Origin of the sequence: Mesobacillus thioparans (genome assembly GCF_965138835.1) — a bacterium.
Lineage (GTDB): Bacteria > Bacillota > Bacilli > Bacillales > Cytobacillaceae > Mesobacillus > Mesobacillus thioparans.
Map to the genome: position 1 here is coordinate 19,269 of NZ_CBCSFH010000023.1, position 24,521 is coordinate 43,789.

Annotated in this window: 39 protein-coding genes; 1 reads left to right on the forward strand and 38 read right to left on the reverse strand. The window is 39.5% G+C overall.

Translation table 11 applies throughout. The annotated features are described in order from the left end of the window. Positions 1–3: 3 nt before the first annotated feature. From ACNAZ4_RS22910 to ACNAZ4_RS23090, 37 genes are all read right to left on the reverse strand, one after another. Complete coding sequence (locus tag ACNAZ4_RS22910; RefSeq protein WP_415818456.1) at positions 4–2,037, reverse strand: phage tail family protein; 2,034 nt, start codon at positions 2,035–2,037, stop codon at positions 4–6. A gap of 138 nt (positions 2,038–2,175) precedes the next feature. Then, positions 2,176–2,481: a phage tail assembly protein gene (locus ACNAZ4_RS22915; protein WP_415818458.1), complete on the reverse strand. Its 306-nt coding sequence runs from the start codon at positions 2,479–2,481 to the stop codon at positions 2,176–2,178. Between the two features lie 15 nt (positions 2,482–2,496). Continuing rightward, on the reverse strand, positions 2,497–3,012 hold the full coding sequence (locus tag ACNAZ4_RS22920; RefSeq protein WP_415818460.1) for a phage major tail tube protein: 516 nt from the start codon (positions 3,010–3,012) through the stop codon (positions 2,497–2,499). Next, positions 3,012–4,472, reverse strand: coding sequence for a phage tail sheath family protein (locus ACNAZ4_RS22925; RefSeq protein WP_415818462.1), 1,461 nt, complete (start codon positions 4,470–4,472; stop codon positions 3,012–3,014). Before ACNAZ4_RS22925 ends, ACNAZ4_RS22920 begins: the two co-directional genes overlap by 1 nt. Continuing rightward, on the reverse strand, positions 4,472–4,741 hold the full coding sequence (locus ACNAZ4_RS22930) for a hypothetical protein (RefSeq protein WP_415818464.1): 270 nt from the start codon (positions 4,739–4,741) through the stop codon (positions 4,472–4,474). The genes ACNAZ4_RS22925 and ACNAZ4_RS22930 overlap by 1 nt, the downstream gene beginning before the upstream one ends. Continuing rightward, complete coding sequence (locus tag ACNAZ4_RS22935; RefSeq protein WP_415818466.1) at positions 4,738–5,205, reverse strand: hypothetical protein; 468 nt, start codon at positions 5,203–5,205, stop codon at positions 4,738–4,740. The genes ACNAZ4_RS22930 and ACNAZ4_RS22935 overlap by 4 nt, the downstream gene beginning before the upstream one ends. Further along, positions 5,202–5,774: a phage tail protein gene (locus tag ACNAZ4_RS22940; RefSeq protein ID WP_415818468.1), complete on the reverse strand. Its 573-nt coding sequence runs from the start codon at positions 5,772–5,774 to the stop codon at positions 5,202–5,204. The genes ACNAZ4_RS22935 and ACNAZ4_RS22940 overlap by 4 nt, the downstream gene beginning before the upstream one ends. Beyond that, positions 5,771–6,091 carry a hypothetical protein gene (locus ACNAZ4_RS22945; RefSeq protein ID WP_415818470.1) on the reverse strand — a complete coding sequence of 107 codons (321 nt, stop codon included), beginning with the start codon at positions 6,089–6,091 and terminating at the stop codon, positions 5,771–5,773. Before ACNAZ4_RS22945 ends, ACNAZ4_RS22940 begins: the two co-directional genes overlap by 4 nt. Positions 6,092–6,093: 2 nt before the next feature. Beyond that, complete coding sequence (locus ACNAZ4_RS22950; protein WP_415818472.1) at positions 6,094–6,465, reverse strand: hypothetical protein; 372 nt, start codon at positions 6,463–6,465, stop codon at positions 6,094–6,096. An 18-nt stretch (positions 6,466–6,483) separates the two neighbouring features. Next, a complete protein-coding gene (locus tag ACNAZ4_RS22955) occupies positions 6,484–7,509 on the reverse strand; it encodes a major capsid protein (RefSeq protein ID WP_415818474.1) in 1,026 nt (341 codons plus the stop codon). A 19-nt stretch (positions 7,510–7,528) separates the two neighbouring features. Then, entirely contained in the window at positions 7,529–7,906 is a 378-nt protein-coding gene (locus ACNAZ4_RS22960; protein ID WP_415818476.1) for a head decoration protein, read from the reverse strand. Further along, positions 7,906–8,964, reverse strand: a complete 1,059-nt coding sequence (locus ACNAZ4_RS22965) for a head maturation protease, ClpP-related (protein ID WP_415818478.1) — start codon at positions 8,962–8,964, stop codon at positions 7,906–7,908. The genes ACNAZ4_RS22960 and ACNAZ4_RS22965 overlap by 1 nt, the downstream gene beginning before the upstream one ends. Before the next feature lie 2 nt (positions 8,965–8,966). Then, a complete protein-coding gene (locus tag ACNAZ4_RS22970; protein WP_415818480.1) occupies positions 8,967–10,535 on the reverse strand; it encodes a phage portal protein in 1,569 nt (522 codons plus the stop codon). 17 nt (positions 10,536–10,552) lie between these two features. Then, positions 10,553–10,765, reverse strand: coding sequence for a DUF6148 family protein (locus ACNAZ4_RS22975; protein WP_415818482.1), 213 nt, complete (start codon positions 10,763–10,765; stop codon positions 10,553–10,555). Between the two features lie 43 nt (positions 10,766–10,808). Beyond that, entirely contained in the window at positions 10,809–12,635 is a 1,827-nt protein-coding gene (locus tag ACNAZ4_RS22980) for a phage terminase large subunit family protein (RefSeq protein ID WP_415818483.1), read from the reverse strand. Beyond that, positions 12,610–13,203 carry a hypothetical protein gene (locus ACNAZ4_RS22985; RefSeq protein WP_415818484.1) on the reverse strand — a complete coding sequence of 198 codons (594 nt, stop codon included), beginning with the start codon at positions 13,201–13,203 and terminating at the stop codon, positions 12,610–12,612. The genes ACNAZ4_RS22980 and ACNAZ4_RS22985 overlap by 26 nt, the downstream gene beginning before the upstream one ends. A gap of 641 nt (positions 13,204–13,844) precedes the next feature. Continuing rightward, positions 13,845–14,399, reverse strand: a complete 555-nt coding sequence (locus ACNAZ4_RS22990; RefSeq protein ID WP_415818485.1) for a site-specific integrase — start codon at positions 14,397–14,399, stop codon at positions 13,845–13,847. Between the two features lies 1 nt (position 14,400). Further along, positions 14,401–14,979 carry a sigma factor-like helix-turn-helix DNA-binding protein gene (locus ACNAZ4_RS22995; protein WP_415818487.1) on the reverse strand — a complete coding sequence of 193 codons (579 nt, stop codon included), beginning with the start codon at positions 14,977–14,979 and terminating at the stop codon, positions 14,401–14,403. Positions 14,980–15,240: 261 nt separating this feature from the next. Further along, the gene (locus ACNAZ4_RS23000; RefSeq protein ID WP_415818488.1) at positions 15,241–15,429 is read right to left on the reverse strand and encodes a hypothetical protein; all 189 of its coding nucleotides are present in this window, start codon (positions 15,427–15,429) and stop codon (positions 15,241–15,243) included. Between the two features lie 133 nt (positions 15,430–15,562). Beyond that, entirely contained in the window at positions 15,563–15,793 is a 231-nt protein-coding gene (locus tag ACNAZ4_RS23005; RefSeq protein WP_415818490.1) for a hypothetical protein, read from the reverse strand. A gap of 24 nt (positions 15,794–15,817) precedes the next feature. Then, complete coding sequence (locus ACNAZ4_RS23010) at positions 15,818–16,471, reverse strand: hypothetical protein (protein WP_415818492.1); 654 nt, start codon at positions 16,469–16,471, stop codon at positions 15,818–15,820. 36 nt (positions 16,472–16,507) lie between these two features. Next, a complete protein-coding gene (locus ACNAZ4_RS23015) occupies positions 16,508–16,963 on the reverse strand; it encodes an SAM-dependent methyltransferase (protein WP_415818494.1) in 456 nt (151 codons plus the stop codon). Between the two features lie 44 nt (positions 16,964–17,007). Next, entirely contained in the window at positions 17,008–17,517 is a 510-nt protein-coding gene (locus tag ACNAZ4_RS23020) for a DUF5651 domain-containing protein (RefSeq protein ID WP_415818496.1), read from the reverse strand. Then, positions 17,517–17,645 carry a hypothetical protein gene (locus ACNAZ4_RS23025; RefSeq protein WP_415818498.1) on the reverse strand — a complete coding sequence of 43 codons (129 nt, stop codon included), beginning with the start codon at positions 17,643–17,645 and terminating at the stop codon, positions 17,517–17,519. The genes ACNAZ4_RS23020 and ACNAZ4_RS23025 overlap by 1 nt, the downstream gene beginning before the upstream one ends. 249 nt (positions 17,646–17,894) lie before the next feature. Then, positions 17,895–19,157, reverse strand: coding sequence for a DNA cytosine methyltransferase (locus tag ACNAZ4_RS23030; RefSeq protein WP_415818500.1), 1,263 nt, complete (start codon positions 19,155–19,157; stop codon positions 17,895–17,897). Positions 19,158–19,208: 51 nt separating this feature from the next. Continuing rightward, a complete protein-coding gene (locus ACNAZ4_RS23035; protein WP_415818502.1) occupies positions 19,209–19,922 on the reverse strand; it encodes a hypothetical protein in 714 nt (237 codons plus the stop codon). 36 nt (positions 19,923–19,958) lie between these two features. Beyond that, positions 19,959–20,327 (reverse strand): replication terminator protein, encoded by a 369-nt coding sequence (locus tag ACNAZ4_RS23040; protein WP_415818504.1) that lies wholly within the window; start codon positions 20,325–20,327, stop codon positions 19,959–19,961. Between the two features lie 24 nt (positions 20,328–20,351). After that, on the reverse strand, positions 20,352–20,564 hold the full coding sequence (locus tag ACNAZ4_RS23045; protein ID WP_415818506.1) for a hypothetical protein: 213 nt from the start codon (positions 20,562–20,564) through the stop codon (positions 20,352–20,354). Positions 20,565–20,576: 12 nt separating this feature from the next. Then, the gene (locus tag ACNAZ4_RS23050) at positions 20,577–20,759 is read right to left on the reverse strand and encodes a hypothetical protein (RefSeq protein ID WP_415818508.1); all 183 of its coding nucleotides are present in this window, start codon (positions 20,757–20,759) and stop codon (positions 20,577–20,579) included. A 10-nt stretch (positions 20,760–20,769) separates the two neighbouring features. Next, on the reverse strand, positions 20,770–20,943 hold the full coding sequence (locus ACNAZ4_RS23055) for a DUF3954 domain-containing protein (protein WP_415818510.1): 174 nt from the start codon (positions 20,941–20,943) through the stop codon (positions 20,770–20,772). Between the two features lie 17 nt (positions 20,944–20,960). After that, positions 20,961–21,578, reverse strand: a complete 618-nt coding sequence (locus ACNAZ4_RS23060; RefSeq protein ID WP_415818512.1) for a hypothetical protein — start codon at positions 21,576–21,578, stop codon at positions 20,961–20,963. A 167-nt stretch (positions 21,579–21,745) separates the two neighbouring features. Then, positions 21,746–22,267, reverse strand: a complete 522-nt coding sequence (locus ACNAZ4_RS23065; RefSeq protein ID WP_415818514.1) for a dUTP diphosphatase — start codon at positions 22,265–22,267, stop codon at positions 21,746–21,748. A 113-nt stretch (positions 22,268–22,380) separates the two neighbouring features. Then, positions 22,381–22,491 (reverse strand): DUF6906 family protein, encoded by a 111-nt coding sequence (locus ACNAZ4_RS23070; protein WP_415818531.1) that lies wholly within the window; start codon positions 22,489–22,491, stop codon positions 22,381–22,383. A gap of 16 nt (positions 22,492–22,507) precedes the next feature. Next, positions 22,508–22,777, reverse strand: coding sequence for a hypothetical protein (locus ACNAZ4_RS23075; RefSeq protein WP_415818516.1), 270 nt, complete (start codon positions 22,775–22,777; stop codon positions 22,508–22,510). Beyond that, a complete protein-coding gene (locus tag ACNAZ4_RS23080) occupies positions 22,777–23,019 on the reverse strand; it encodes a helix-turn-helix domain-containing protein (protein ID WP_415818519.1) in 243 nt (80 codons plus the stop codon). The genes ACNAZ4_RS23075 and ACNAZ4_RS23080 overlap by 1 nt, the downstream gene beginning before the upstream one ends. A gap of 5 nt (positions 23,020–23,024) precedes the next feature. Further along, on the reverse strand, positions 23,025–23,324 hold the full coding sequence (locus ACNAZ4_RS23085; protein WP_415818521.1) for a hypothetical protein: 300 nt from the start codon (positions 23,322–23,324) through the stop codon (positions 23,025–23,027). Between the two features lie 55 nt (positions 23,325–23,379). Continuing rightward, complete coding sequence (locus ACNAZ4_RS23090) at positions 23,380–23,580, reverse strand: helix-turn-helix transcriptional regulator (protein ID WP_415818523.1); 201 nt, start codon at positions 23,578–23,580, stop codon at positions 23,380–23,382. 187 nt (positions 23,581–23,767) lie between these two features. Here ACNAZ4_RS23090 and ACNAZ4_RS23095 point away from each other — a divergent pair, with 187 nt between their 5' ends. Next, positions 23,768–24,127 carry a helix-turn-helix domain-containing protein gene (locus ACNAZ4_RS23095; RefSeq protein WP_415818525.1) on the forward strand — a complete coding sequence of 120 codons (360 nt, stop codon included), beginning with the start codon at positions 23,768–23,770 and terminating at the stop codon, positions 24,125–24,127. 48 nt (positions 24,128–24,175) lie between these two features. On the opposite strand, the gene ACNAZ4_RS23100 is transcribed toward ACNAZ4_RS23095, so the two are convergent. After that, a complete protein-coding gene (locus tag ACNAZ4_RS23100; RefSeq protein WP_415818527.1) occupies positions 24,176–24,370 on the reverse strand; it encodes a hypothetical protein in 195 nt (64 codons plus the stop codon). Between the last annotated feature and the right edge of the window lie 151 nt (positions 24,371–24,521).

Sequence of the window (24,521 nt, forward strand, 5' to 3'; positions counted from 1 at the left end):
CCGTTAGAAAGCATGCCGTGTTTTGTCATCATTGTATTTGTCCATAAAACGTTTAAACTCTTTGTATGATAAACCCATCGCGTTATGAACTGTTTGCTCGTCAGCATCTCCCTGGATAATAATCGTTGGACCGAAGACAATACTTGCTGCTTTTTCAAGAACCTTTTCACCCTTTTCTTTTGTTGCAGTGAGAAGGTTGTTTAATTTAGATAATGGCATTACAGCCTCTTGCTCAGCTCCTTCTCCAATCATTGCCAGTGTAGGTCCAGTTGTTACACCACCACTAGCCAGCATGGGGACGCGAGGCAGACTTACCTGAGGAATCTTAGGTATTCCAAACGATTTCCCTCCAACACCTGGCACCCAATCAGGAATAGTCACGCTAGGCATATTGTTGACAGCACCTGCAACTGCGTTAATCATTTTTTCATAAGCACTAATAATTCCATTAGCTATTCCTATGATTAAATTCGCAGGTCCTCGAACACCAGCTAATATGGCATTCCAAATAAAAATGATGCCTTCTTTTACTGTGTCCCAGTTTTTATATAATGCTACTCCTGCTGCGATTAACAACCCAATAGCTAAAACTACAATTCCAATTGGCGAAGTAACAAAAGAAATGGCAGCACCCCATGCCGTTGTAGCAGCGGTCGCGATCCATGTAGCTGCAGCCGCTCCTTTTGTAATTAAAGTTGTAGCAAGTACGTAAGATTTATAAACTAAAAACCCCGCAGCTACCCCAGCAATGATTGGCTCAATGAGTGGCCAATTTGCAGAGATGAAATTATAAGTATCAGTCACTCCTACTAAAACATCCGTGAGACCTCCTGCAAAAGCTGGCAGTCCCGTGGTGGCTGCCCATTCTATATATGGTTGCGCTAACTCAAATCCAGCTTTTACACCATCTTTTAATTTGGTCCCTATGGAACTAATAGTGTCTCTGGCAGTTTGTAGCCCAGGAAGATTGCTTTCAACAGCCTGTTTTATATTATTGAAGGCTATTAATCCCATGCTTCCAAGCCATGAAGCTTTCTCTTGGATGGCATCAATTACTGGGCCAACATTCGTTCTAATGCTATTTGCTAGTGAAATCACGTGAGGCTTAGCATAGTTAATGATTCTGCTGAGATAGGCAAATCCACCTGTAACTTTATCCACCGTAGTCAGGAGGGTGTTTTGTATTTTTGGAATTTTAGTAAAAAACCAGTTCGCAAACTTCGCTTGTAAAGGTAATATTTTCTTTCCGATTTCCTCTTTCATATCTCCGTATGCATTTGCAGCCTGTTGAATCTTTCCTTGATCTGTCTTTGCCAAAGCAGCGTTAACCCCGCCTACATTATCTTTAAGAACCTGGGCTAACACAGTTGCTCTTTCTATTTCATTTCCAGTTTTCAACGCTTTTTCCTGCGCCTTTGTAAAACTTATCCCGACCCGTGACAAGGCGCCCACTTGACCGCCCATAACCTTTCCAATCATGTTACCGAGGCCAACCGCATCTTGCTGAGAAGCATTCAATCCCTTTTGTTGAGCTAGTAGATCCAACATTCCGCCAGAAAGGGTTTTGATAGCTTTTCCACTCATCTGGAATGTAGCTAATTGTTGCATACCAGCTATTGTTACTTCGTCACCGATCACCCCAACCCCTTGGAGTTCGGATGCCACACCCAATAGTTCAGCCTTTACTTTTTTGTATGCTTCGGGTCCTTGTTTTTGAATACTTTTAACGTTTTGTAATACAGCGCCTAGTTTGGTTTCAACCTCAATTTGCGCCTTGGCTAACTGAACTGATTCGTTTGTGAAGCTTTTAATTGCTGCTATACCTACAAAGGCAGCAGCCGCCGCTGCTGCTGTTTTTAGTGCGCCGCTTACTTTATTCATTGCATTGGAAGCGACTTTAGATTGGTTTTGTGTATCCTTTAACTTTTTATTGACATTATTCAAGTTTTTATTTGCCTGGTTGAATGAATTACCCATCGAAGAATGAACCTTTGCACCCAACCTGAATGCAATTTCGTATTGTTTACTATTTGCCATCTTTCATCACCGCCGCAACATCTTGGGCAATATCACAAAGTTCAAATATGCCTCGATTTGTGTAGAATTCTACGCTTGTGTGGGTATTTACAGAAAGACGGACGCAATGTTTGAAAAACTCGCGTCCGTCCCCTGGTTTTAGCCCACTTCGTAGAAAAAACCCGCTACTAAATTCTTAATCTTAATACCTTCCTTGGCTGGCATTTTACTGAAAAACTCTATCGGCTTTTGGCTGACCTTGCTTGCGATAATGCATGCGTAACCTACTGAAAGCTCGTTAGTCGTAGCGATGTTGCCTGAAGAGATAAATACCTTATCGGCTTGTGTTAAATCTTCAGTAGTCAGGTTATCAATCCCCGTAAGATCAATCTCGGTATATTCTTTTCCTTCGAATTGATATGGTTTATTGAACGTCACTAGATATTGATTAGTAGATTCTGGCATCTCGTTTGTCCCCCTCTAAATTTGTCTCCTAATATCGGCCAAGAGATCTTCTCCTTGAACCTTGAAAATAAAATTCAGCTTGTCCAGCTCTAACAGCACTTTCCCGTTTTCCTCTACCTTCAAGTACAAAACTTCCATTGTATTTTTCGATTCCGTCATCCCACCAACAGCTAGTTTTCCGAGCTCCAGGCCTTTAGGAATACCTCTTACAGTGATTTTCAATGGTCTTGTGGATGCCTGTCCACTAGATACATCATAGCTTTGTTGCGCTGCCCTCAATACAATGGACCGCCCTCGATTTTTCATCAATTGGAACGACTTATCCAGTATAGTTCTGAATGGAATTTCGATTGTCATACTACCGAAGTGTCCTGGTGTAGGGCTCTCATATTCACCTAAGATTCCGGCACCTGATACTGTTTCAGACAAATTTTCGAGTGAAGGTAGTGTAACCTCTGAAGCGATTCCTACCAGCTTTTCTGTATCGTCGTAAACATTATAATTAACAACTTTTTCAGGAATCGGGTTCATTATTCTTCACCTCCAAAGAGAGAACTCGTTAAGATCGTCGGATCAAATTCTAGGATATTTTCAATATGCTCTGCTGGTGTGAAGAATCCAATTTTTTGGATGAACTGAATCTTTCCATTTAGAATTTGTTCCACTGGATTATCCTCTTGACGGAACTCGATAGTTGCTCCAGCAATCTGATTCCTTGCTTGAAGTCCGTTAGCTCGAATGTTTTCTCCATCTACCAAACTTTCAATTAATCTGTAGTTCCCAGGCTCATCCACTTTATCAAAATAGTTAACGATAAATGAGTTACCCCACCAATCGAACATTCTCCGGACCGCGATAAATCTTTCTTTCGGATCCATTACTCCTGGAACATCGGATCTGTAGGCAGCCGTGTTATTTCCCCAAGTTCTCCATCCATTCATATTAATTGCTGTGACGATTCCCTTGCTATTAAGGACATTTCCTTCTAATTGATCAAGGAACACTTCCTGTCCGTCATCGTTTATCATGGCGTTAATGGAGATTCTTTGGTTGGAAGGGGATTTGTATGGCACATCATCGTTTTCAGTATCGCGTTTGACCATTGCAGCTGCTAGGATAGTGCTATAGTGATAAGTCTTATCCAAAATCTGTGTTTTTGGCCAACAAACAATCGAACTTTTGTCGTCGTAATTATTTAAACCCTTGTTTTCAATAGCCTCTTCTTTCGTATTACCTGCAACATCAAGAAGGTTTGTGGCATTAAAACTTCCGTTTATCTTAGTTGATTTTGCAACTAATACAGAACCAACCTCTGAGCTCCTAGAAAACTTAGGTGCTAGTATAATACTTGGAACTAAGCCTAATTTTTGATAAACAATTCTGACCAACTCAGCACCTTCAAACCTATTGGTAACGGAGTTATACCCACCAATTATATCTAAGGTAGATACAGATCCTGGATTAAGTTTTTCGTATTCGACTAGAACTTCTGCATCCTTTATATTTCCTGCACTTAGAACAGTGACAATTGGCTTTCCGTCCAAGTCAAAATCAACCACGTAATCGATTCCTTCCACATATGTGGACACTCCATCGACGCTCTTAACCTGCAATGAATCAAGAATAATTCCTTCCTCATCGATTTTCGCCTGTCTGTTTACGATGCCAACCGTGTGACTAAGCCCACTTTCTTTATGATCAAGGCCTAGAACATTAATAAAAACGAGAGGTCCCACCTTGAATTTCCTGAAGTAAGCGTCCATAGCCTCACAAAGAGTATATTTCTCCCAATCATCTGAATAGCCTAATTTTCTTCTTGCCTCATCAAAAGAACGAACCAGGATAGGATTGTTTATAGCTTCCTCAATATTTTCGGCTAAATTAATCGGTGCAGTTCCGATGACCACTGTTACAGATGATAATGATTCAGTTGGTTGAGGTACGGATGTCGGATTTTCCTTAAGGGAAATTCCATGCATATAATTTTCCACTAATTGTTACCTCCCTTTCCTAATGCTTTTTTAAAAAGCTGATTTTCTCGGGATCCTTGGTTATTAACTTTCCTATTAAATTCACCTAGCTCCTTTACATCTATGAAAAGTTCAGCTAAGCTGCCTTCTTCTTTTACTAATTTTTTAATGTGTTCAGGCAGAGTTCCCCGGTACACACTGTTTTGTTGCAGCAAACCATTTTTTATGGTCGGACCTACATACACAAGAGTTTGTGGCTGTCCTGTTTTCTGCTGTTTTTTTCCGCTCATATCATCGCCTCCACATCTCTACGGATAATAGATGGAGTGGACCAAGTAGTCTCAATCCCTCCAAAGTAATAAGGATATACGTCCTCGTCGTGCAAAGCCCACTTCACAGGATATTGAAGTTCAAAGTTGCTGCCCACTACCGGATTTGTCTTTAAATCATTAAAGATTTTTTGGATAATCATCGTGACATCCAGATATCCTTGATAAGGATCCTCCTCGGCATACAAACCAATTACAAACATGATCTGAGATTGAAATGGATTTTCTTCTTCAAGTTGCTCGCCTTCTATAAGCTTGATAATGATATAGGGATATGGCTCATCATCCTTTGTTTTCTTAGGAGGCAAGTGTTGCTTGAATATATTTATATGGACATCCTCGTTTTTGCTGTTTTTAAACAAGTGATCAGAAAATAGATTTTTAACCCTCTCATGAAGAAGGCGTTGTAATTCTACCGGAATCATGAATTACTCACTCCTCCCTTCTCAAGGATCCGATTGATTTCATGATCTAACCGTTTATAAAATGTTTGAGACCCTTCCTTGTCTATTGTCATTCGTATTTCTTCGTTCGAAAGCATTTGGGGTACAGAAGGACCAAATAAACGCCTAATTGGTAGCCGATTTTCCCCGGACCGCTTAAAAATTTTTGTTCCGCTAATATCAGCAACAAAGGCGCCCATCACTTCTTTTAAGCTTCCTTTTTTGACCGATACTTTTATAGGTTTCTTTCGTTTTGGCTGAACTGTTTTTGGTGATACTTTGAAACGGTCTAAAGGGATTAGTTGCCCTGTGGATCGTACAGTTGCACCCAAAAGAGCTCTGGTTGCCCTGGTCTTAACGATCGTAGCTTTTACATCACCAGCTTTAATGACGTACTGTTTCCGCACTTCCTTGCCGATGTTTGTATTCACTGTAGAGGCAGCCCGGTTCAATGCATTAGCAATAGCATTGGGAGCCTTTTTTTGGAAGCTCCCTAATTTTTGCTGTACATCCTGTATTAATCTTTCGTTTACATCAACGGTTATTTTCATGATCTGTAACCTACAAGTGTGATCGTAAACATTCCTTCATTTTCTTGAAGGTCACTAATTCTATATAAAGAGCCATTAAAGTTCATTTTTTGTTCGATAAATGGCTCTTTAGTTAAATCCGCCTTTTTAACGTAAAAAAGGAGCTCGCCTTCAGCAAGCCCCTCACCTTGATTTTTGAGGTTGTACCTTTTTAACAATTCATCATCTTGGATGATAGATACAGTTTGTCCATCAATCTTTGCCTCAGTTGCAAATTCGCCGGCATTGAAAAAAACATTATCTAAATCCGAAAAAAAATAATCACGCAATTTCGCCATGATTACTCACCTTTTTCTAATTCAGCTATAACCGCTTCATCCATAAATTGCTCGATGATTTCATCGATTACCGATTTTTTGTATTGTTGAGCCTCTTCAGAAAGCTCCACGCCAACGTTTAGGGCTGCCTTAATCAATACTTCTTTCTTTGCTGCTTTATCAAGCTTGTTATACAACAATTGATATTCTTCTTCCGAGAGATCATTTTCACCCTGTATGGAGTTAGAAACGACTACGGTGTTTTTTGCCAAACTAAGGCTAACCAATCTTTTTTCATCCACTGGATCTATGTTGATGATATCTCCAGGGTTATATTGAGTAAGTTCACCTGAATGCGAACGATGAGTAACACGCACATTAATTTCAATAGCCATATTTCTTCTTTACCCTCCCTATTTAACTACTCCGACAAACCAACTATCTACATCTTCTGGTACAGGCACAGGACGTGAAGCAAGACGAAGTTTTTGCACCTCGTTTTGCTCATCCACCCAAAACTTTGGTACCCTTTCCCCTTCAATCGTGACGAACTGACCTTTTTCAGTTTGTGTAACTGCAGCGTATAAACGTTTGTTTTTTCCACTAACGCCCAAAACCAAGTGACCCTCTGGAATCATGGCTTGCTCTTGGTCTTCGTCATCTAAAAACCATTCATCATAGCTATAAATTTCCACTCCAAGCGCTGGCAGTTTCCCGACAAATGTTACTGCTGGAGATTTTACTGAAGGTTCAATCACGCCAAGGTTTACTCTCAACACATCGAGGGCTTCCTTCACTTTTGGATGTTGAGTGAACGTTTCCACCACATCTGACGCAAAAACCAAAATATCAGGTGTCATGCCAGTTTTTTGAACAATGCTTAGTCTCCAACGTTTAAGATCCGCAAGTGGGTCAGAGGCAGGATCAGACCATTTAGCAGTACCAGCTAAGACCTCTTTATTAGTAAACTGATAATCTAACACACTTTCATACCCTTCGCCCTTCATTACGACCTTACCGTTAATTAAGACTTCACGACACATCCATTCCTCACGGCGGGCGATGTATTCATCCAATTCACTTAAATCTGTAGCAAGCATTTCTTTTGCCCTTTGTTCAGGTGTTCTGTTGCTGTATAATGACTCTCCTAGACTACGTGTCGTGATATCATCGACAGTAATGACTCTCTCAGGAGCAATTTTCCCTGGTTTTAGTGTCTTTGTAACAAATCCTTGTCGGTCCATCACAACGCCCCCAACACGTGGTGCAACGAATGGGGCCATTTTCCTTTTCCCCTTTTTGAAATCCACATCAATGGACTCTGTTACAACTGTATCTGTTACAGGGAAGAAAGTATCCTTGAAAAAGGAGTGTACCGGCATCATTAGTGAAACTGCTGCTAACATAGTTCTTGTTGAATAGATATTTAGATTTGTCATTCTATTTCCTCCTCAGAGATTAATATTTTTTATTTTCTTTAAGATAAATGCCCAGCTCTCGAAGCTTGGCTTTGTGATCGGAAACAGAATCGGTTCCGCCAAAAGTCAAAGCCAGTGGATTAAATAGACCTGAAACATATGCTGTTGTAGTGACTGTCCCATTTTCTGTATCTACATCATCAGTCAGAATACCAAAAGGATTCTGGGTACCATCAGCTTTTGTTTTATCGACAAGTTGGGCTAAACCAGAGGCTGTTACGATACCGACTACCGCTCCTCTCTTGACTACTCCTTGTCCACTTGCAAGGGTCACTCCATTCACTAAAACAGGTACTTCCTGACCAGCGATTAAATTATCGGGCGTAAATTCACCAAGAATTTTATATTGATTTTCCATTATCGTGCTTGCCCCCTTCTTTTATTGATAGAATTAGCAATTTCTTCTGCTTCTCTTTTAGCCTTTTCTTCTTCGGTTTCTAGGTTTTGATTTGAGGTTCCTTCAATAGCCGCAAGTGTCTGAGCATCATCTTTGGCACCACTTAAGTAATTTAGTCCTTGTTGCTTATTGGCTTTGACGATTTCAACGGCAACCGCTTCAGCTGAGATGCCAGAGTCGTATTTGGCTGCATTGATAATTTCCTCATAACCTGGTAGAGATAAATCATCAATAGCTTTCATACGATTTCTTTCTGAAGTTACGCCCTGGTCAATACCATTGTTCAGAATCTGTTTGTACAGATCTGGATGATCATTTTGTAGTTGTTCGAGATTCATAATTTCTTTTTCCTCCTCATCTTTTGGTGTCACTATAGGATTTGAAACTTGATTAGTTGCCGATGTGTAACTCTTCATTTCATTCCTAACTTTTTCTATTACTTCCTTCGGCAACATTCCAGTCTGTGGATCTGCACTAGCAACGAAATCTGAAACTTGTCCTTCAAACATAATTTCATCAATCAACTTATGATCGAGGGCCTGTTGTGGAGTTAACCAGGTTTCCTTATCCATCATAGCTAATAATTCATCATATTCTTTTCCGCTCTTCAGTCTATAAGCATTAGCGATAGTCTGATTAGTATTCCTGAGAAAATCCGCAGTGTGATCCATAACCCTGTGATCTCCTTGGGTTCTGACAGAAGCATTGTGAATCATTATTTGTCCGGTAGGAGCCATCAATAATTTATCTGCAGCCATTGCGATTACTGAAGCAGCACTTGCCGCGATCCCAACGATTTTTCCAGTAACCTTACCAGGATAATCTTTTAGTGCAGCATAAATTTCAGAGGCGTCAAATACTGATCCACCACCGCTATTTATTTCAACTTCTAGGTCTTCACGGTTTGCTTTTTCAATTTGATCTGTAATTTTTTTTGGACTTACCGCCTCGATGCCAAACCAATCGTAAATCCACTGATCGTTATTTGATATGATTGGACCTTTTATGTTTATCTTCAACTTTATTCCTCCTCTCTCTCTTCTTTTTCTTCTACTGTGCTCCCTTGTGCAACTGAGGTTAGTCCTCCTTCTCTTCTTAATCTTTCTTCTATAATTCGAAGTCGATTATTTCGGAAGAAATCTCCGTTGCCAAGCTCAACCGTTTCCCTGGTACGAGTACTAAACCCTTCAGCAACTCGCTTTGCAGCTGCATTCACCTCCTTAAGGGGATCAATCTGCCCTTGAGAAGGACCAATCCATTCAGCACCAGAATAAGCTTTTCTTACAAGAGGATCATGAAAAAAACCCGGAGCTTTTATTCTTCCTTTGGCAACAGCTTCTGCCAACCATTCCTCATAAATTGGTTGACAAAAATCATTAGCTAACCATACTCGACGCATTTTGAACATTTTCCATGCTTCCAGTAAGGCAGCACGACTTGCAGAATAGGATGCTGTAAAGTGCTTGAGCAGTAATTCATATGGTATTTCTAACGCAGACCCTATCTGTCTGCAAATTGAAGTGACAAATCCATCAAATGCAGTATTGGGTCTTCCGGGATTTGCTGTCTCAATTGATTCGTCAGGACCTAAACCTACAATCGCACCGTTTCCCAGTTCATAAGATTGCTCTCCTCCATCATCTACCACTTCAACATCCTCTGAAGCTGAACCAAGAGGGTTACCTTCATCTGAAACGTTAGATTTAATAAATACCGTAAACATTCCGGACACAACAGCAGCCATTAACTCAGCTTCTGTGTATCTTCCCAGCTGCTTTAATGACTCAATAACTGGAGCGAGAATTGGAACTCCTCTTCGTTGTTCAGGTCTTTCCATCTCCATTAGGTGTAGTATGTTGGGTCTCCCTGTTTTCGGTCCGAATTTTTGGACTCTGACCCATTTTTTCTTATCGAAATAATTATTGGCCAATGGATGAATGTTGGCTATGTGGTACGCAACAACTTCTCCTGACTGGTTAATCTCAACACCATTGACTATCTTGTCTTTTTCCTGATATACCTTCCCAGGATTACAAACACGATCAGCCTCGATCAGTTGGACTCTGATGTCATAAGGCATGTTCACTCTAGGTATATAAGGTAAAAGCGCGAATACGTCACCGCTCATCAGTTGCGATATAAATACCAATTGTTGAAGTTCATAGAAATTATTCATTCTTTGAGCATCACAATGTATCGAATCAGCCCAAAGAGAGAATTCTCTCTCGGCTTTTGTCTCCCATGCGTCAGCTTCTTCCTCTGTCATACCTAAGAGTTCATAATCGATTTGAGCATTCAATTTTAATCCACTACCGACTACGTTGGTTCTCAAGGTCTTTATTGCACCTGTTGCTAATGGTGTTCCGGCATATAAGTCCCTTGACCGTTCCCTAAGCAACGGAACATTGTCTTCAATGTCCTCTTTTACGGAACCACCCTTGCTTCTCCAACCCTTTAAGCTTTTCTTACTGGTGCTTGCACCATGATTTCCATATCCAGAATTCAAAATATCTATTTTAGTCCTGGCAATGGAGCGCTTCAAAGCTGCATTTGGATTAAAATAACCTATTAATCTATCCATTGTGTTCATACTGAACGTCACCTGCCCTAATCTATAGGAATTGCTCTGAATACATTCCGCCTGCCACCTTGAGCCTTTATTTGTCTTTCCAACTCACTGATAGCTTTGCGTACCTCGCCAAGATCGGCTCTTTTTAACGTTCTTCCATTCATGCTATATTCCTGGCTAGTTAAAATGGCCATTTCCGCTTCGTAATAAAGTTCTAATCTCTCTTTCAGACGTTCAATTCGTGTACTCATTAAGAACTTCACCTCATTTAATAAAAAAAGACCTATTTTGGTCTTATCTAATTCCTTTGGATATAATTTTTCTTCTCTTTTTTACAGCCTTTTTTACAGCAGGATGGCTTTTTGGGTTCACTTGAGATAAGGTTGTCTTCAACATATCCAGATTTGGATTGTATATTTCTAACGCAGCTGATGCATAATTCCTTAAATCGAATGGTTCATTTCGAGCTCCTGATGCTTTTAGCTTCCACCGGATGACGTTTTGGCCATTTTTCTTTTCCATCACACGATGTTCAGCAGTGAGTCCTTTGAAGTATTGATCATCATATCCTTTTTCTCTTTCCATAGGAAAATGGCAATATCCATCTTGCTCTTGCGAAGACTTTAATCGTGAAACTATCATATCCTTACCAACATCAACGCCAATAGTAAAAAGGTAGGTTCCGGATTCATTCCTATTTTTCGGCCGAACGATGTAAGGAATGCCGCTTCCGCCTTTACCTTTAATAGCCCAGACGCGATTGATTTCACGATTTTTACAGTATTCATACACTTTCTTAGTATGATGCCCGCCTGAATCGATGCATGTTGTCATGATTTCTAATTCTTGGCCATCTTCTCGTTGAAAGGTCTTAAAAAGTACGTTATCGAGCTCATTCCATACAAAATCTTGTCCTGGATCACCCATAATGACACCATATTGAATTCCCCAGGATTCCTTTCCAACACCCCATCCAACAATCTCATATTCTAAACGATTGTCTTGGACATCTACTCCAGCTGTAAGAACGACTACATCGGATGGTACTTCAGTGTTGTAAGTTTCCCTTCTCCTTGAGAGTTCATCTTTTTTCAATCCATCGCCTTTTTCCTGCCATGTTTCACCTAGTGAAGTATTAACCCATACTTTTAAGGCTTCGTTTCCTTTTTTCTTAGCTTCCTTGAACTCCCTTATGATTTCACCCCAACGTTTCCAAGGGCTTAAAAGTTCATTCAAATGAAATCCACGAGCTTCAGCTTCCGGATTCTCAGCAATCCACTTTCCTTTTTGTGCCTTCCATTCGAATTCGCTATGGAGAGATCCGCAACTTTTGCAAGCCATCGCGATACTTTCAAACGATATTTGCCCCCATCTAAGTGGCTGTAGCGTGTTACATGACGGACAAGGCAGATGCCAATGTTCCTGGGTACTTAATTCAAACTCAGTCTCTATTCGACTTGCTCCCTTTATGGTAGGAGTGGAAACGAAAATCTTTTTTCTATTCCAGAAGGTTGTTGTTCGTTTTTCAGCAAGGGATAAGGGGTCTCCTTCCGTACCGGCACTGGCAGGGAAACGATCAACCTCATCCGCTAACAATATTCGTATAGGTCTTGATGCTAGACCGGACGGCGCATTGGCACCGACTAAGGCAATATATCCACCAGTAAATGATTTTTGAAGTACTGTGTTCCCGCTATCCCGGGTTTTAACGTCTGCTACCTTCCCTCGAAGAACAGATGAATCTCTAATCATCGGACCAAGTCGTTCTTTGGAGAAGTTTTTAGCCAGCTGCTCGGTTGGTTGCATCAACAACATTGGTGCTGGATCATAATCAATGTGATAACCAATTCCATTTAGCAGTATTTCCGTCTTACCAACCTGAGCACTTGCCATTATGACTATCTTTTCTGTCTCAGGATCTGTAATGGAATCCAGTATTTCTCTTTGGTATGGAGCGCGGTCGGTACTCCATTGCCCTGGTTCAGCAGAAGATTCACTTGATAGTTTTCTATATAAATCAGCCCATTCTGATACTGTCAAATCAGGTGGAGGGGCAACAATCTCCTTAATAATCTCTTTAAAGAGACTCTCAGTATCATTTTTTGGTTTTCTTGCGACCATTTGCTGGCGGCTCCTTCTCCGCTAACTCTGATTCTAAGTCGCCATCCTCGCCTTCCTGCAAAGAAAGTTTATCTTTACTTTCTGCATAAAAAACATGAGGATCATAATCTGACAGTTCCGTTAGGGCTTCATGCATTGCATCTTTTAAGATTTCTTTTATTATGGCCAAGTCGGTTTGTGCCTGCAGTCGAGAAGCTAACTTAGAAGGAATGGCTAATATCCTTGTTCGAAATGAACCCAAGACGTTATTCATAACCCTACGAACATCTTCCGAACGGTGGAGCTCCCCTTTCATTATCTGAAGTTCTATTTCTGCTTTCTGTCGTCTTGCCCTGGTCCATAAAGCTTCCTCAACCGTTTTATTTAATTCGTCATCTTTCTTTTCTTCAGTTAGATACTCGATATACCTTCTAAAAGATGCTGCCAAATCGAACTTTCCTCTGGCTACTTTAAGAAATGCTCCTTCCGCTTCCAGTTGATTAATTCGTCTTGTGGACACACCCATGATTTCCGAAAGTTGCTTAGTCGAAACGATGATTATGTTTCCTTCATAATTCAGTTCTGACAAGGATTCCACCACCCCTCGTTCTTTATATTGAACAACCTAAAAGGCCGAAACGGAAATGACCTTTTTCAATTTGTAACTGGACAGTTTCTGGGCTCGAACGCACCCGCACCATTTTTAAAACTCCAGAGGGACCCATTTCTTTTTGGCCTAATATTTTACGCAATAAAACGCCAGTCTTTAGTCCTTAAAGGGGGTTCTAATATTGCTTGCGAGCTTGCTGAACCCAAACAAAGGCACAGTCCTAATACAATGACTCTTAACATTCATCTATCCTCCTCTTTCTACTGCCGTTCACTCTAAACAAAGAGCAAAGCCTTATATATCAAGCGTCCCTGACCACATAAGGGCTTACTTGCACTCTGTTTACAATGAAAGGATTTAAAAAAATTGGGGTTCCGAATTAACCGGAACCCGCAATCAAAAGGATCAGGAGGGGGGATCCTATGCCGAGATAAGTACGCGTTTTGCGTACACTCTCACTAATAGGGGGCAAAAGGTAGTATCTTCCTCTTTGAATGAAACTTATCTATTATTTTGTCTCCTCTAGTATTTTCCTTAATCCCTTATACAACAAGGGTTTTAGCCACTATAAAAAAATAACGAAACATACGTTTAATTATGTTTCGTTGGGGGTGATTTAATTAATTTTTAAAGTTATATCTAAATCTCATCATGGCCTTGTCCAAGGTATCCTGGTTTACCCCGATATATCGAAGAGTCACCTTGGGACTATCGTGGTTAAATAAGCTTTGCAGTAACGCTACGTCCTTTGTTGATTGATAAAAATGGTACCCAAACGTCTTTCTCAACGTATGGGTACCAATTTCTTTTAAATTCACTTGTCTTGCTGCTTCGTTAAGGATCCGATATGCAGTGCTACGATGGATTGGTTTATTCTCTCCATTCCTGCTTTTTATTAAATACTCATTATCTTCTCTTCCTGAAATATACCCATTCAAAATTCGTCGTAAGGGAGGGATAATAATAAACCTTTTTTCTTTGCCGGTCTTTATTTCTCTAATGCTTATATGATGTCCTTTAACATCTTTGACTCTTAAATCCAAGATATCTGATATCCTCAATCCTGTATAAATGCCTATCATAAACATGACGTAATTTCTCTCGCTTTGCTTTTTAAAAAACTCGATTATACGTTCCAGTTTTTCCATATCTCTTATAGGTTGAACGGTATTCATTTCATTCCGCTCCTTCTAACTTAGCAATATACTTTTTAATCTTTCTCTCTGCTCTCTTAATAGTTTGTGTTACAGTCGGCCGTGTTAAATTAAGTTTTATCGCAATGCTTCTGTGAGTTAATAAATAACCTTTAGCGAGGTAGTAAATTTCCTTTTCGCGTTCAGTAAGTACTAATAAGGCTTTTTCAAGCACTTTGGCTTTTTCCTCGTTGTTACTAACATCTTCCGTTTCCAGCCAACAAGATTCCTCACTTGCTCCAAAAAGATTCTCGATTAATTTAGGATCAAATGATTTTTCTCTTTCATATGCTGCTCTACGATCAATTCCTCTGACACTCCCTGGTCTTCTAGAAGTGAGCATCCAATTTATCGCAAAAACCAAATCACTCTCCATTCCTGAAATTATTGACTTATCTTGCTCTTCAAGAAGAAGCTGATCACTGGCAGCTGCTCTTTCCTCAAAAGGAATAGATTCATTGGCAACGATGCTCTTTAATTCGAATATCTTTTCTTCCACTCTTTTTTTCATTTCTAGGGTATTGCTCAATGATTGTTCATATTCACCTATAAGATCATACACAACCTGCCAGCCCCCTTTCTTTTCTGTCTGTTTTTATTCATTTGCAAAGAAATTACCGAGAAATTTTATACATAGAATCCGGGAAATAATTTGTCCTTCCAATTGTGAAAACCTTATGAAATCAACAATGTATAAAAAGTTGTATATAAATATATGATTCTAGGTTTATTTAACCTTGATATATCAGCATTTATGTATCAAGTTTACATAATCCCACCTATCGGAAGTTCCTGTTTTTCCGTATATTTTATACATCGATATTCATTCTTGTTTAAACATTCTCTTCACTTCATCAAATGCATACCTGGTGTAAGCATCTATTGGAGCAGGATCTAATGCTCCCGTTCTTTTATCTTTCCGATGTGGACTTACAACCCATTTAATGACATATCTCATTTTTCTTTCTTGAGTAACGATTTTCTGTTCAGCTGCATCCTGTTGTGTATCCATTCGCTTCACCTTCCGAATTCACAAAAAATAAAAAGGCCCCAATCTTCCAGGTGAATAATTCACCCGATGATTGAGTCCTCCAGTTTTCTGGTTAGACTTTAAATTTATTAATCTGCATTAGTCGAACTGCGAACTATCTAGCAAACTCCGCATCCAAAAATTTATCCCATAAATCAAACTCAGTATCGCTTTCTGAGTACGAGTTTGTGTCCATAAAAACCTTTACCGACTTTTCCATTTCCTCGAATTCTGTTTCAAGATGTACGCAATCGAATAAAATCCTGTTCATATAAGCCCACTTAATTATTTGTTCTTTGTTAGCTTCACTGCCTACCAGTTCATTCATTTTTTCAAGATTAGTCATTGCGTTTCACTCCTTTCACAATGATCAATAGCCCCCAGTGCTAATTGCAATGAACGGCTTCCCTTCCCAATAAGTTCTGACTATTTCTCCAACAGTAATTAACTCTGATTCTTCTTCTCCCTTTCGGACTTTGTAATCAGGAGAAACAATCTCCACATCTTCGTATTTATATAAATCTTCATCTGATAATCCTGTTAATTCCTTATACCAGGATCGTGCCTCTTCTTGGGTATACGCTGCTACAGCGTCGCATTCACAAAGTTGGAACACGTGGACATCTTTCAATTCTTTTTCTTTCTGTTTTTCGAAAATCGATTCGATATCAACATCTTCGATAGGTGGCATATCTCCTAATCGAGCAATTGATGTTTTTTTCATTTTCGAAAGCATTTCGTCAAAATTTACTTGCTTATCAATAACCCGTTTAATTGATTCACCAACTGCATATAAAAACTTGATTGTATCCTCTTTCGTTTCTGTAATCAGATGTATTGTTAAATCCACCGGGACATTGAATAATCTTGCACCTGTAGTTACTTCCGAAATGTTTATTCGATTTGCTATTGGAATAGCACAAAACCGATATTCGCCAACTTTTATTTCATGTCCGACTACAGGAGCCCATTTTTCAAGTGCTAAATAAAATTGCTGTGCCTGTTCATTAACTGTAATATCCACCTATTTCACTCCTTCTCTAAATTCTCGAACTGTTCATCAGTCTTTCATGAATACAAGCCAATGCGTTTTGCTTCGCTTATTACCGAACAATGGTTTTTGGTCAAAACATTTCAAAACGTCTTTTAGCTTTACTTGGTCCTCATTCCACTTAAAAATAAGTGTGCCGTTCGGTTTTAAAACCCTCATACACTCATTGAAACCCTTTGAAATATCCTCTTGCCAATCTTGACCAAGTTTTCCGTATTTCTTGGACAGCCAAGACTCATCACCTGCTTTTAGTAAATGCGGAGGATCAAACACTACTAGATAAAACGATTCATCCTCAAAAGGCATGTTCCTAAAGTCTGCAATTAAGTCCGGCCTGACCTCTAACTTTCTACCGTCACATAAAGTATCACTTAACTCTCTGTTATCCATGTAAATAGCATCTTCATGTTGCTTATCGAACCAGAACATTCTGCTTCCGCAGCAAGCATCTAAAACCTTGGCCAAGTTTATTCCTCCTTTTCTTTTGTGTCGCAGTATGTGTCAAATGATCACTCATAAGCATACTTACAGTTCTTGCAGTCAAACCCACTTTCCGGAACCAGGTTATTATCAAACACTTGATGCAGCTGGCATGTTTGCCAATCCTTCTTACACCCTTTACACTTCACTTCCATGATCTCCGATGACCAGTCATAGAATTGCTGCCTGGGCACAACAGCATTGTTGATTTTGTCAGCAATATCCCGGTTAATTTGCTTCAGTGTATAATCATCGATCAACTTGAAATCGAATTTCATAAGCTTTTTCTTTATTGCTTCCTGCTCTTTTGGATTTAAGCGTTCATAAACCGAGGCTAAGAACTTCCTTAAATATGTTTCTGATGTCTTCAAATTTTTGTGTTCAGTTTTAGTCATGTTGTCTCTTTTTGTCCAGTCCTCCAACATGCTGCTAATCTTAGGACCATCAACTCCACTGTTTCTCAAGCCATCCATCATCTGCACAATCGATTGAAGTACCATGAATTGATTTTTTTCATTTGAATTAAGATAATCTCTCATTAATTCAGCCCTCTTTCCTCATTCAACCTTTCAATTTTCCTGCGCACCGATTTTATCGACCGTCCTAACTTAATGGCTGCCTGGTATTTAAGAAGCTCACCGTTCATGACCTGTTCAATTATCTTCATTTCTTCATCAGTCCATAATTGATAAACTCACTTTTTATTAACTCGATCAGCGGTATACTCAGAAACAGCAACATTGTCCCCGCAGTTTGGACAGTAATAACTTTTCGGCCTGCCTTTTTCTTTCTTTCCGAAGGTCTGGAATACAAATGTGCAATCCTCACAAAGCCACTTCTTTATCTGTTTTCTATCAATCAAGGTGTTCACCACACTTACTAACTATCTAATTTTGAAAATATTAAATCGTTGAGTCTAATTAGCCATACGTTTATAACGATTTGCCGTTACGCAGAACTCTGGAAGATTTGCTCTAACTAGCGCATCTGCAAAAGGAGGAGGAACAGCATTTCCACACCTGGCCACCTGTTCAGTTTTCGGGTATGGCTTTCCAGTATGGTCTCGATCAATGATGTAATTATCAGGAAATCCCTGACCTGCATATAACTCATGAGGTTGCAGCATTCTCATTCCGATATCTGCTATCTTGTAATCTTGGCCATTCACCGTCACCAGTCCGAATCTGTCCCTGGTTGTGATAGTGTGTAATGGTTCAGATAGATCTTGGCCGACACTGGCGCCATAATAAGCGACTAGGAAAGCTTTCACTAATCCAAACCGGTTTGCAGTTGGTATAGTGTAAATAGGTTCTCTTAATGTTTGGCCTCTGACTTCTCCTGGATTTGTTTCAGTGTAGTATTGGGTCAGGAATGATAAGGAGCCATCTGGCGTTTTAAAAGGATTTTGTTCGTTTAAAACAAATTTTCGGATTCCTAACGTGATCCTTCTCATTGTATTTGCTGCTAATGGCTTCTTTCTTTGAAAAATAGAAGGTGCTTCAATGTTCCAATCGATAATTTCCGAAGCTGTTCTCCAAGGCTTCAACTTGCCAACTTTAACTGCTAAACTTTGTGGATCACCATGCGTAGGTTCTGGCCAAACAATTGGTCTCCCATCTCTTCTGGCAATCATGAAAAACCGTTTTCTTATGGTAGGAGCTCCGTAATCACAAGCTCTCAATTCGCGAAAATCAACTTCGTAACCAAGCTTTTTCAAAGCATTTACAAAGCTGTTAAAGGTAAGACCTTGTTTCTCTTTCAATGGCTGGCCATCCTTACCGATAGGTCCCCAAGTCTTAAATTCTTCCACGTTCTCCAGCATAATCACTCTTGGTTTAACTGTAGCTGCCCACTTGACAGCCACCCAGGCAAGACCTCTAATTTCTTTGTTTACGGGCTTCCCACCTTTAGCTTTACTGAAGTGTTTACAGTCTGGAGAAAACCAGGCTAATCCAACCGGTCTTCCTTTTACTGCTTCCCTCGGATCTACTTCCCAGACGGACTCACAATAGTGTTCGGTATCTGGATGATTTGCCTTATGCATAGCTATTGCTGCAGGATCATGATTAATTGCAATGTCTACCGAAATACCTGTAGCCATTTCAATTCCAGTAGAAGCTCCTCCTCCACCAGCGAAGTTATCGACAATGATTTCTCTAAATAAATCAAGTTGTTTCATAGCGTCCTCCCTTAAAAAGAAAGAGAGGTCTCAACCTCTCTTTTATCTTCTTTATGCAATTACAAATACTTGGCCTGATTCAATTTCCGTTTGAAGGGCAGTTTCAAGGTGCTTCTTCACATTTTGCATAGCCTGCAATTTCCATGCTCCTCCATCTGCTTCAAACAAGGCGCATCGAGGACCATTTTGCATCCTAAAAATGAAATCACTTTCTGGCTGATCCACTTCAACGAAGGTGCGATAAGGTTTCAATAAAACCGGATTTGGTACTTGGACAGTCGCTACTGTGGCCACTCCCACTTTTGCTGATACTGCTTGCGAAACACCGTCATCTCCTACCGTTTTTACATTTTCTTCTTTGATGTTTCCAACCACTTTTAGCATAATATCTCGGTCATCATTCTTTACAAATGTAGACTGCAGCTTAATGTTGAAATCCTCAGCATCATACCAACGATCAAATTGGAATGCTGGTATCATGGCGTTCACTTCGATATATTCATTTCGTTTGTAGTCATTGTTGAAACTGCTGAATGCTACTACCTCTGTAGGGCTTACTACATGAATCATTCTTTGCGGGAATAAATCTTTATCAAAATCAGACTTTAAGTATTCGATCAATCCAGAAAGGCTTCTTAGTTGAATTGGAGAAGGAGTTGCCTCTTTTAGTAAGTGCATTGGTTGAGTCGCATATTGTTGCCCATTTACTTCATGAATATCAGGAGTTCCAAGGTTAACAATGTACTGAAACGCTTCTTTAATCATTTCTATTACCTCCGAATAGTTTAATAGTGTTATAACTTAGTTTTTGAAGCTGATGATCTTATTGCCTTTGTCGTCAGCAATCTCACCTTCTGGATCAATGAAGGTTTGTCCCTTTATTCCTGACTTTAACTCTGCTCCAGTGACTTTCCCTCTATTATCGAGGTCCATCATCAACTTAGATTCAATCGGCTTTGCTGGTGCCAGGGTTAATTTTGCAAGAGCGTTGGTCATAATAACATCACGTTTTTCATCAGCTTTGAACGTGACTGTTAGTGTAAGCTTTCTGGTTTTGCTAGGATCAGTGTTTGGATCAGCGATGTTCTCAAGTACCTTTTGCACTTCCTGATTAAGGCGCTCAGATAGAGCACCATCAGCAAATGAGTTTAAATCGATAATTTTAGCCATATCAACTTGCTCCTTTATTTTGTTTTAAAACATAGCGTTCTCTGAATGATCTATATCCCTTTCCTTGAAGTTGGAGATAACCAATTCAAAGGCCAGTTCTTTGTCTGTCATTTCGTGGATGTCCTTACCTTCCTTGGAAGCGCGAATTCCTCTTTCCTCAAGCTTCTCAATCAAATTCTGCCTTTTTAATTCAGGTAGTGTTTTAGCAGCTTTATATGAGTTTAGTAATGCACCCATTCCAATCACCCTTTACTTAGCTTTTAAATAGGCTCCGTAAGCTTCTTCGACAACTTTAAGGCGATCCACTTCATCAAGTAATTCTTTCAATTCATGTGGATGAACCAGTTTCATCCACACCCACTTTTCTTTCTTTTCATCAAACGCAATGGATGACTTTAAGTGATCCACTAGTTTTTCGGTTTCTAATTCCATAATCGACCATCTACATTTTCCGTTTGCACGATTCCTCGTACATCTCAACTTTGCCGTTTACCCAATCAGCTGTGAATTTCCCGTAACCTGAACCAGGTGGGTTTATAATTACTAGCTTGTTATCTTTGACTATGTAAATCTTGTTTTCATCCAAGCTAATGTTTACTTGCTTTGCTTCACCCATTTTTCCAACTCCTGATTCTAATGAGGCAATATCTCTAGTAATACTTCCTGGTAAGGATCCAGTTCTTGCCCGTTGAATTTTTGTTTGTTCAATTCATGTTTTAAAAGCTTGGAGAAAAGCATGAAACGCCTAAAATATTTAGTGTGCTCCTTGAATTCCTTCACGCTGGCCTCTTCAAAAGCCCTTTGCTGCGCTTTGCATTTCTCAAGTTCTTCTTTATGCGTGGCTCTTAAAACTAGCAGATCCATTTGCATTTCATCTTCTGTATCAAATTGCATCTTGTATACTTCCAGCAATTCTCTTTTTAGATTTTCGATTTCTTTTTGCAGTGCCTTCATTTCGTCCGTAGGCTCTGTCCTTGTTTCTTGTTGCTCGGTTTTTGTTGCGTCCGTTGACTGCTCCAATACCTGTTCTTGGCGGATGTTTGGTGTTTCTTCCTCAACTTTTTGGGTTGTGGTTTTCTCTTTAGATTCTGTTCTTATTGAATGAGTGTTGAACTTTCCAACTAAGTCATTATTTCTTTTGAAGGCTGCCAATGCAGTTTGTTTTAACTTGTACAATTCCCTAACTTCATCATCTGTCTTTCCGTCATGCTTTAACTGGATGTATCGTTCTTTTGTCAAAACATCATCCATCTTTTTCCCTCCATGCTCTCCATTCCTGTATTTGGCCAATTCCTCATCACTGAGTTTGCTAGTTTTACAGGAATAATCATGAGGAGCATAACTTTTCCTGCCGAATCTGGGAGTACCGGTCTTATAAGAACTCATTCTTGTCGCAACCATCATTACACCCCTTAGATTTAATAACCATTGTCTTGTCTATGATGGTTTACTTCATTCTTTTCGAAATAAGCTTTTACAATCTCTTCCCAAGTGAAGCCCAGGTGTTTTTCTCCTATTCCAATGAAGAGTGAAAAGGCAGCGATCAGTTCAGATTCCAAATCGATTAATCCAATATTGGTGATGTATTCATAAAGCTTATAGAACGATGCTGTTAAATCAGATTCGATATACTCTTCTTGAACAACAAAGTGTCCTGGAGTAATTCCGAAGTCAATTGCTAGGCTTATAAAGAAATGAATCCCATCCACGAATTCTTCAAGGATTTCTTCTTTAGGAGCTGCAGGCTTAAGGCTCCAGTGTTTAAAGCATCTGGTTGTATTGGCAAGCTCGCCAATCTCTACAAGCAAAGCGACCAATTTATTTTCGATGAGGTCCCTGCCCTCTAGTTGATGTTTTTTAATAATGCGATCGTCTAATGCTTTTTGGTGTTCAAACATGATAGTTAATTGGGGTTTCACTCTCTTTTGCTCTCCTTTCAATCTCCGATTCTGCGAAACATTTATAAGAAAGTTCGCATTGTTCAAAGCGCAGTATTTGCATTAACTGGTTTAAAGTTGCCTTTTTAAAATCAATCATTGTTGCTTCCTCTCATTCAATAAGTGAGAATTTCAATCTTTCCGGTTGTACGGTTCACTATGTGCAATTGATTTAGAAGGTTTTTGACAACCAACCAGCTGTCTGGATCCAAGTTTGCCTGTTTCATGAGGAGTTTTTGATTTTTAGTTGGACGTTTGCCGCTTTTCACGCTCTTCCATCTCCTTTTTGTATTTATCTATCCACTGGAACATTTGCTGGATGTTGGTATCACTTTGTATCGTTTCATTCACTTCTAAAGCAATGATTTGTTCCATTTTCAGTTCCAATCGGTTAAATACTTCATAAAGCATACGGGCGTCTGTAACTGATCCGAGGTATGACTGGATGGATTCAGAACCTAGCTTGTAATAAGCAATCTTCAGCCATTTAGGCCAGGCCTTTTCTGAACTCATTAGCCAATCCTCATTTTCCTAGCTGATAGCCAGCCCATTCTTTTACTCATGGTGCCGATATTCGGTGAAACACACCCAGCTTCTATTCTTTCGATGAGGTCCACGCTGACACCCATTCTTGCAGCTGCCTCTTCAACCGAGAGGTTATTAGCTAACCTAATGCCTTTGAACTCGTCAGCGAATTTTGCTCTTTCCTCTTCCTCTGCCTGAGATATCTTAGCTCGGTAATAATCCAGATCCACGCTATTCACTCCTCTCTGCTTAATGACGGGACATTAGAATATTGAAACTCAAGGCGTTTCCTCTGTATAAATTGAACCAGTCGGCTAATTCCATTTGATTCGCCCTGGCTCATTTTGTGAGTTAATGCTTCCTCCATGCACCTCATGTACATCCCATCAAAAATTGGGTTTTCTTGTTTTAGCCGTTTCTTCACTAAGTCGAAAATCATTTTCTTACCTGGAGACAAGCTGTTCATATAATCCTCGATGGATCCATTAATTAACTTGAAATCCTCTTGACTGAGCGACAGGTTAATTCCTAACATGAATCTCCCTCCCTTTTCGTACGCGTTACGCGTACATTTTGGATAAAAAAATAAACTAACCCCTTAGCTGCTTTACATCTATCCCGAAAAAATCTGCAATCTTTAATGCAACTTCCAGGCTTGGGTTACGATCACCATTTTCAATATTCGTGTAGTAAGTACGACTAATTCCTAAATAGCTTGCAATGGATCCTTGTGACAACCTCCTCTTTTTTCTTTTCTCTACTAAAAAGGTTCTTTTTTTCGAGGAGCTCATGATTTTCCTCCTTGTTGCTTAATGAAACATTTCCTATATTTTCATTTTACTGTCATTTCGCGTACATTTCAACATATATTTTACAATAATGGCTAAAAAATTGTTGCGCTACGAAACATTCTTTACTTGCATAACGTATTGAATTTAAAGATAATAAGACTAGGACGATTGAAGGAGTGTACTACCCATGGAGGATTATAAAAAGACAATAGGTGAAAGACTTAAATACCTAAGAAAAAAGAAAACATTATCAGGCAAACCGATGCCTGTTGAGTACATCACAACTAAATTAGATATCGCCAGATCAACTTACACTGGATGGGAATTAGGAAGAAGAGCTCCAAATGGAGAGAAGTTAGTTGCGCTTGCTGCTCTTTTTGACACAACTGTTGACTACATAACTGGAAAAACAGACGATGAAGCTCCTTCTGACAACAAACTTGATGAACTTTTAGCAAATAAATCATTAAAGTGGGGAAATAAGGATATTACTGAGGAGCAGGCCGAAACCATTGCTCGACTGATCCAGGGATACTTAAATAATTAAAAAAAGAACCAGTCCTTTTCTAATAAGACTCGTTCTTTTTCTTTTGTTTCAGTTCATGTTGGCGTTAATTTCTAAGAGTAATTGCTCTGATACTTGTCCAGCTGCAACCATTGATTCCAAAAGCAACTTAATATCCAATCCATTATTATTTATAAATTGATCTAATTCAATGTTTTTTCTTTCAGCTAACTCAACAATCATGGCAGTTAGCTTTTCTTTTTGGTTGGATGTTTGGCCCTTCATTCAATTTCCCCCTATGAACTTTTTAAAAAATTTAGTGTTTTTCTTTTTTTCTCAAACACTAAATTCTCCTATAAATGAATAAAGACATCATCCCTCTTACTTTGGAATGATGTCTTTTATTTATAAACTTAATGACCGACTCCGCCTGGAT

Bases quoted from the DNA above. Each gene is read 5' to 3' on its own strand.
- ACNAZ4_RS22910 (WP_415818456.1), bottom strand. From the start codon at position 2,037: ATGGCAAATAGTAAACAATACGAAATTGCATTCAGGTTGGGTGCAAAG.
- ACNAZ4_RS22915 (WP_415818458.1), bottom strand. From the start codon at position 2,481: ATGCCAGAATCTACTAATCAATATCTAGTGACGTTCAATAAACCATAT.
- ACNAZ4_RS22920 (WP_415818460.1), bottom strand. From the start codon at position 3,012: ATGAACCCGATTCCTGAAAAAGTTGTTAATTATAATGTTTACGACGAT.
- ACNAZ4_RS22930 (WP_415818464.1), bottom strand. From the start codon at position 4,741: ATGAGCGGAAAAAAACAGCAGAAAACAGGACAGCCACAAACTCTTGTG.
- ACNAZ4_RS22935 (WP_415818466.1), bottom strand. From the start codon at position 5,205: ATGATTCCGGTAGAATTACAACGCCTTCTTCATGAGAGGGTTAAAAAT.
- ACNAZ4_RS22940 (WP_415818468.1), bottom strand. From the start codon at position 5,774: ATGAAAATAACCGTTGATGTAAACGAAAGATTAATACAGGATGTACAG.
- ACNAZ4_RS22945 (WP_415818470.1), bottom strand. From the start codon at position 6,091: ATGGCGAAATTGCGTGATTATTTTTTTTCGGATTTAGATAATGTTTTT.
- ACNAZ4_RS22950 (WP_415818472.1), bottom strand. From the start codon at position 6,465: ATGGCTATTGAAATTAATGTGCGTGTTACTCATCGTTCGCATTCAGGT.
- ACNAZ4_RS22955 (WP_415818474.1), bottom strand. From the start codon at position 7,509: ATGACAAATCTAAATATCTATTCAACAAGAACTATGTTAGCAGCAGTT.
- ACNAZ4_RS22960 (WP_415818476.1), bottom strand. From the start codon at position 7,906: ATGGAAAATCAATATAAAATTCTTGGTGAATTTACGCCCGATAATTTA.
- ACNAZ4_RS22970 (WP_415818480.1), bottom strand. From the start codon at position 10,535: ATGAACACAATGGATAGATTAATAGGTTATTTTAATCCAAATGCAGCT.
- ACNAZ4_RS22975 (WP_415818482.1), bottom strand. From the start codon at position 10,765: ATGAGTACACGAATTGAACGTCTGAAAGAGAGATTAGAACTTTATTAC.
- ACNAZ4_RS22980 (WP_415818483.1), bottom strand. From the start codon at position 12,635: ATGGTCGCAAGAAAACCAAAAAATGATACTGAGAGTCTCTTTAAAGAG.
- ACNAZ4_RS22990 (WP_415818485.1), bottom strand. From the start codon at position 14,399: ATGAATACCGTTCAACCTATAAGAGATATGGAAAAACTGGAACGTATA.
- ACNAZ4_RS23000 (WP_415818488.1), bottom strand. From the start codon at position 15,429: ATGGATACACAACAGGATGCAGCTGAACAGAAAATCGTTACTCAAGAA.
- ACNAZ4_RS23005 (WP_415818490.1), bottom strand. From the start codon at position 15,793: ATGACTAATCTTGAAAAAATGAATGAACTGGTAGGCAGTGAAGCTAAC.
- ACNAZ4_RS23020 (WP_415818496.1), bottom strand. From the start codon at position 17,517: ATGAGAGATTATCTTAATTCAAATGAAAAAAATCAATTCATGGTACTT.
- ACNAZ4_RS23025 (WP_415818498.1), bottom strand. From the start codon at position 17,645: ATGAAGATAATTGAACAGGTCATGAACGGTGAGCTTCTTAAATACCAG.
- ACNAZ4_RS23030 (WP_415818500.1), bottom strand. From the start codon at position 19,157: ATGAAACAACTTGATTTATTTAGAGAAATCATTGTCGATAACTTCGCT.
- ACNAZ4_RS23035 (WP_415818502.1), bottom strand. From the start codon at position 19,922: ATGATTAAAGAAGCGTTTCAGTACATTGTTAACCTTGGAACTCCTGAT.
- ACNAZ4_RS23040 (WP_415818504.1), bottom strand. From the start codon at position 20,327: ATGGCTAAAATTATCGATTTAAACTCATTTGCTGATGGTGCTCTATCT.
- ACNAZ4_RS23045 (WP_415818506.1), bottom strand. From the start codon at position 20,564: ATGGGTGCATTACTAAACTCATATAAAGCTGCTAAAACACTACCTGAA.
- ACNAZ4_RS23050 (WP_415818508.1), bottom strand. From the start codon at position 20,759: ATGGAATTAGAAACCGAAAAACTAGTGGATCACTTAAAGTCATCCATT.
- ACNAZ4_RS23055 (WP_415818510.1), bottom strand. From the start codon at position 20,943: ATGGGTGAAGCAAAGCAAGTAAACATTAGCTTGGATGAAAACAAGATT.
- ACNAZ4_RS23060 (WP_415818512.1), bottom strand. From the start codon at position 21,578: ATGGATGATGTTTTGACAAAAGAACGATACATCCAGTTAAAGCATGAC.
- ACNAZ4_RS23070 (WP_415818531.1), bottom strand. From the start codon at position 22,491: ATGAAACAGGCAAACTTGGATCCAGACAGCTGGTTGGTTGTCAAAAAC.
- ACNAZ4_RS23075 (WP_415818516.1), bottom strand. From the start codon at position 22,777: ATGAGTTCAGAAAAGGCCTGGCCTAAATGGCTGAAGATTGCTTATTAC.
- ACNAZ4_RS23085 (WP_415818521.1), bottom strand. From the start codon at position 23,324: ATGTTAGGAATTAACCTGTCGCTCAGTCAAGAGGATTTCAAGTTAATT.
- ACNAZ4_RS23090 (WP_415818523.1), bottom strand. From the start codon at position 23,580: ATGAGCTCCTCGAAAAAAAGAACCTTTTTAGTAGAGAAAAGAAAAAAG.
- ACNAZ4_RS23095 (WP_415818525.1), top strand. From the start codon at position 23,768: ATGGAGGATTATAAAAAGACAATAGGTGAAAGACTTAAATACCTAAGA.
- ACNAZ4_RS23100 (WP_415818527.1), bottom strand. From the start codon at position 24,370: ATGAAGGGCCAAACATCCAACCAAAAAGAAAAGCTAACTGCCATGATT.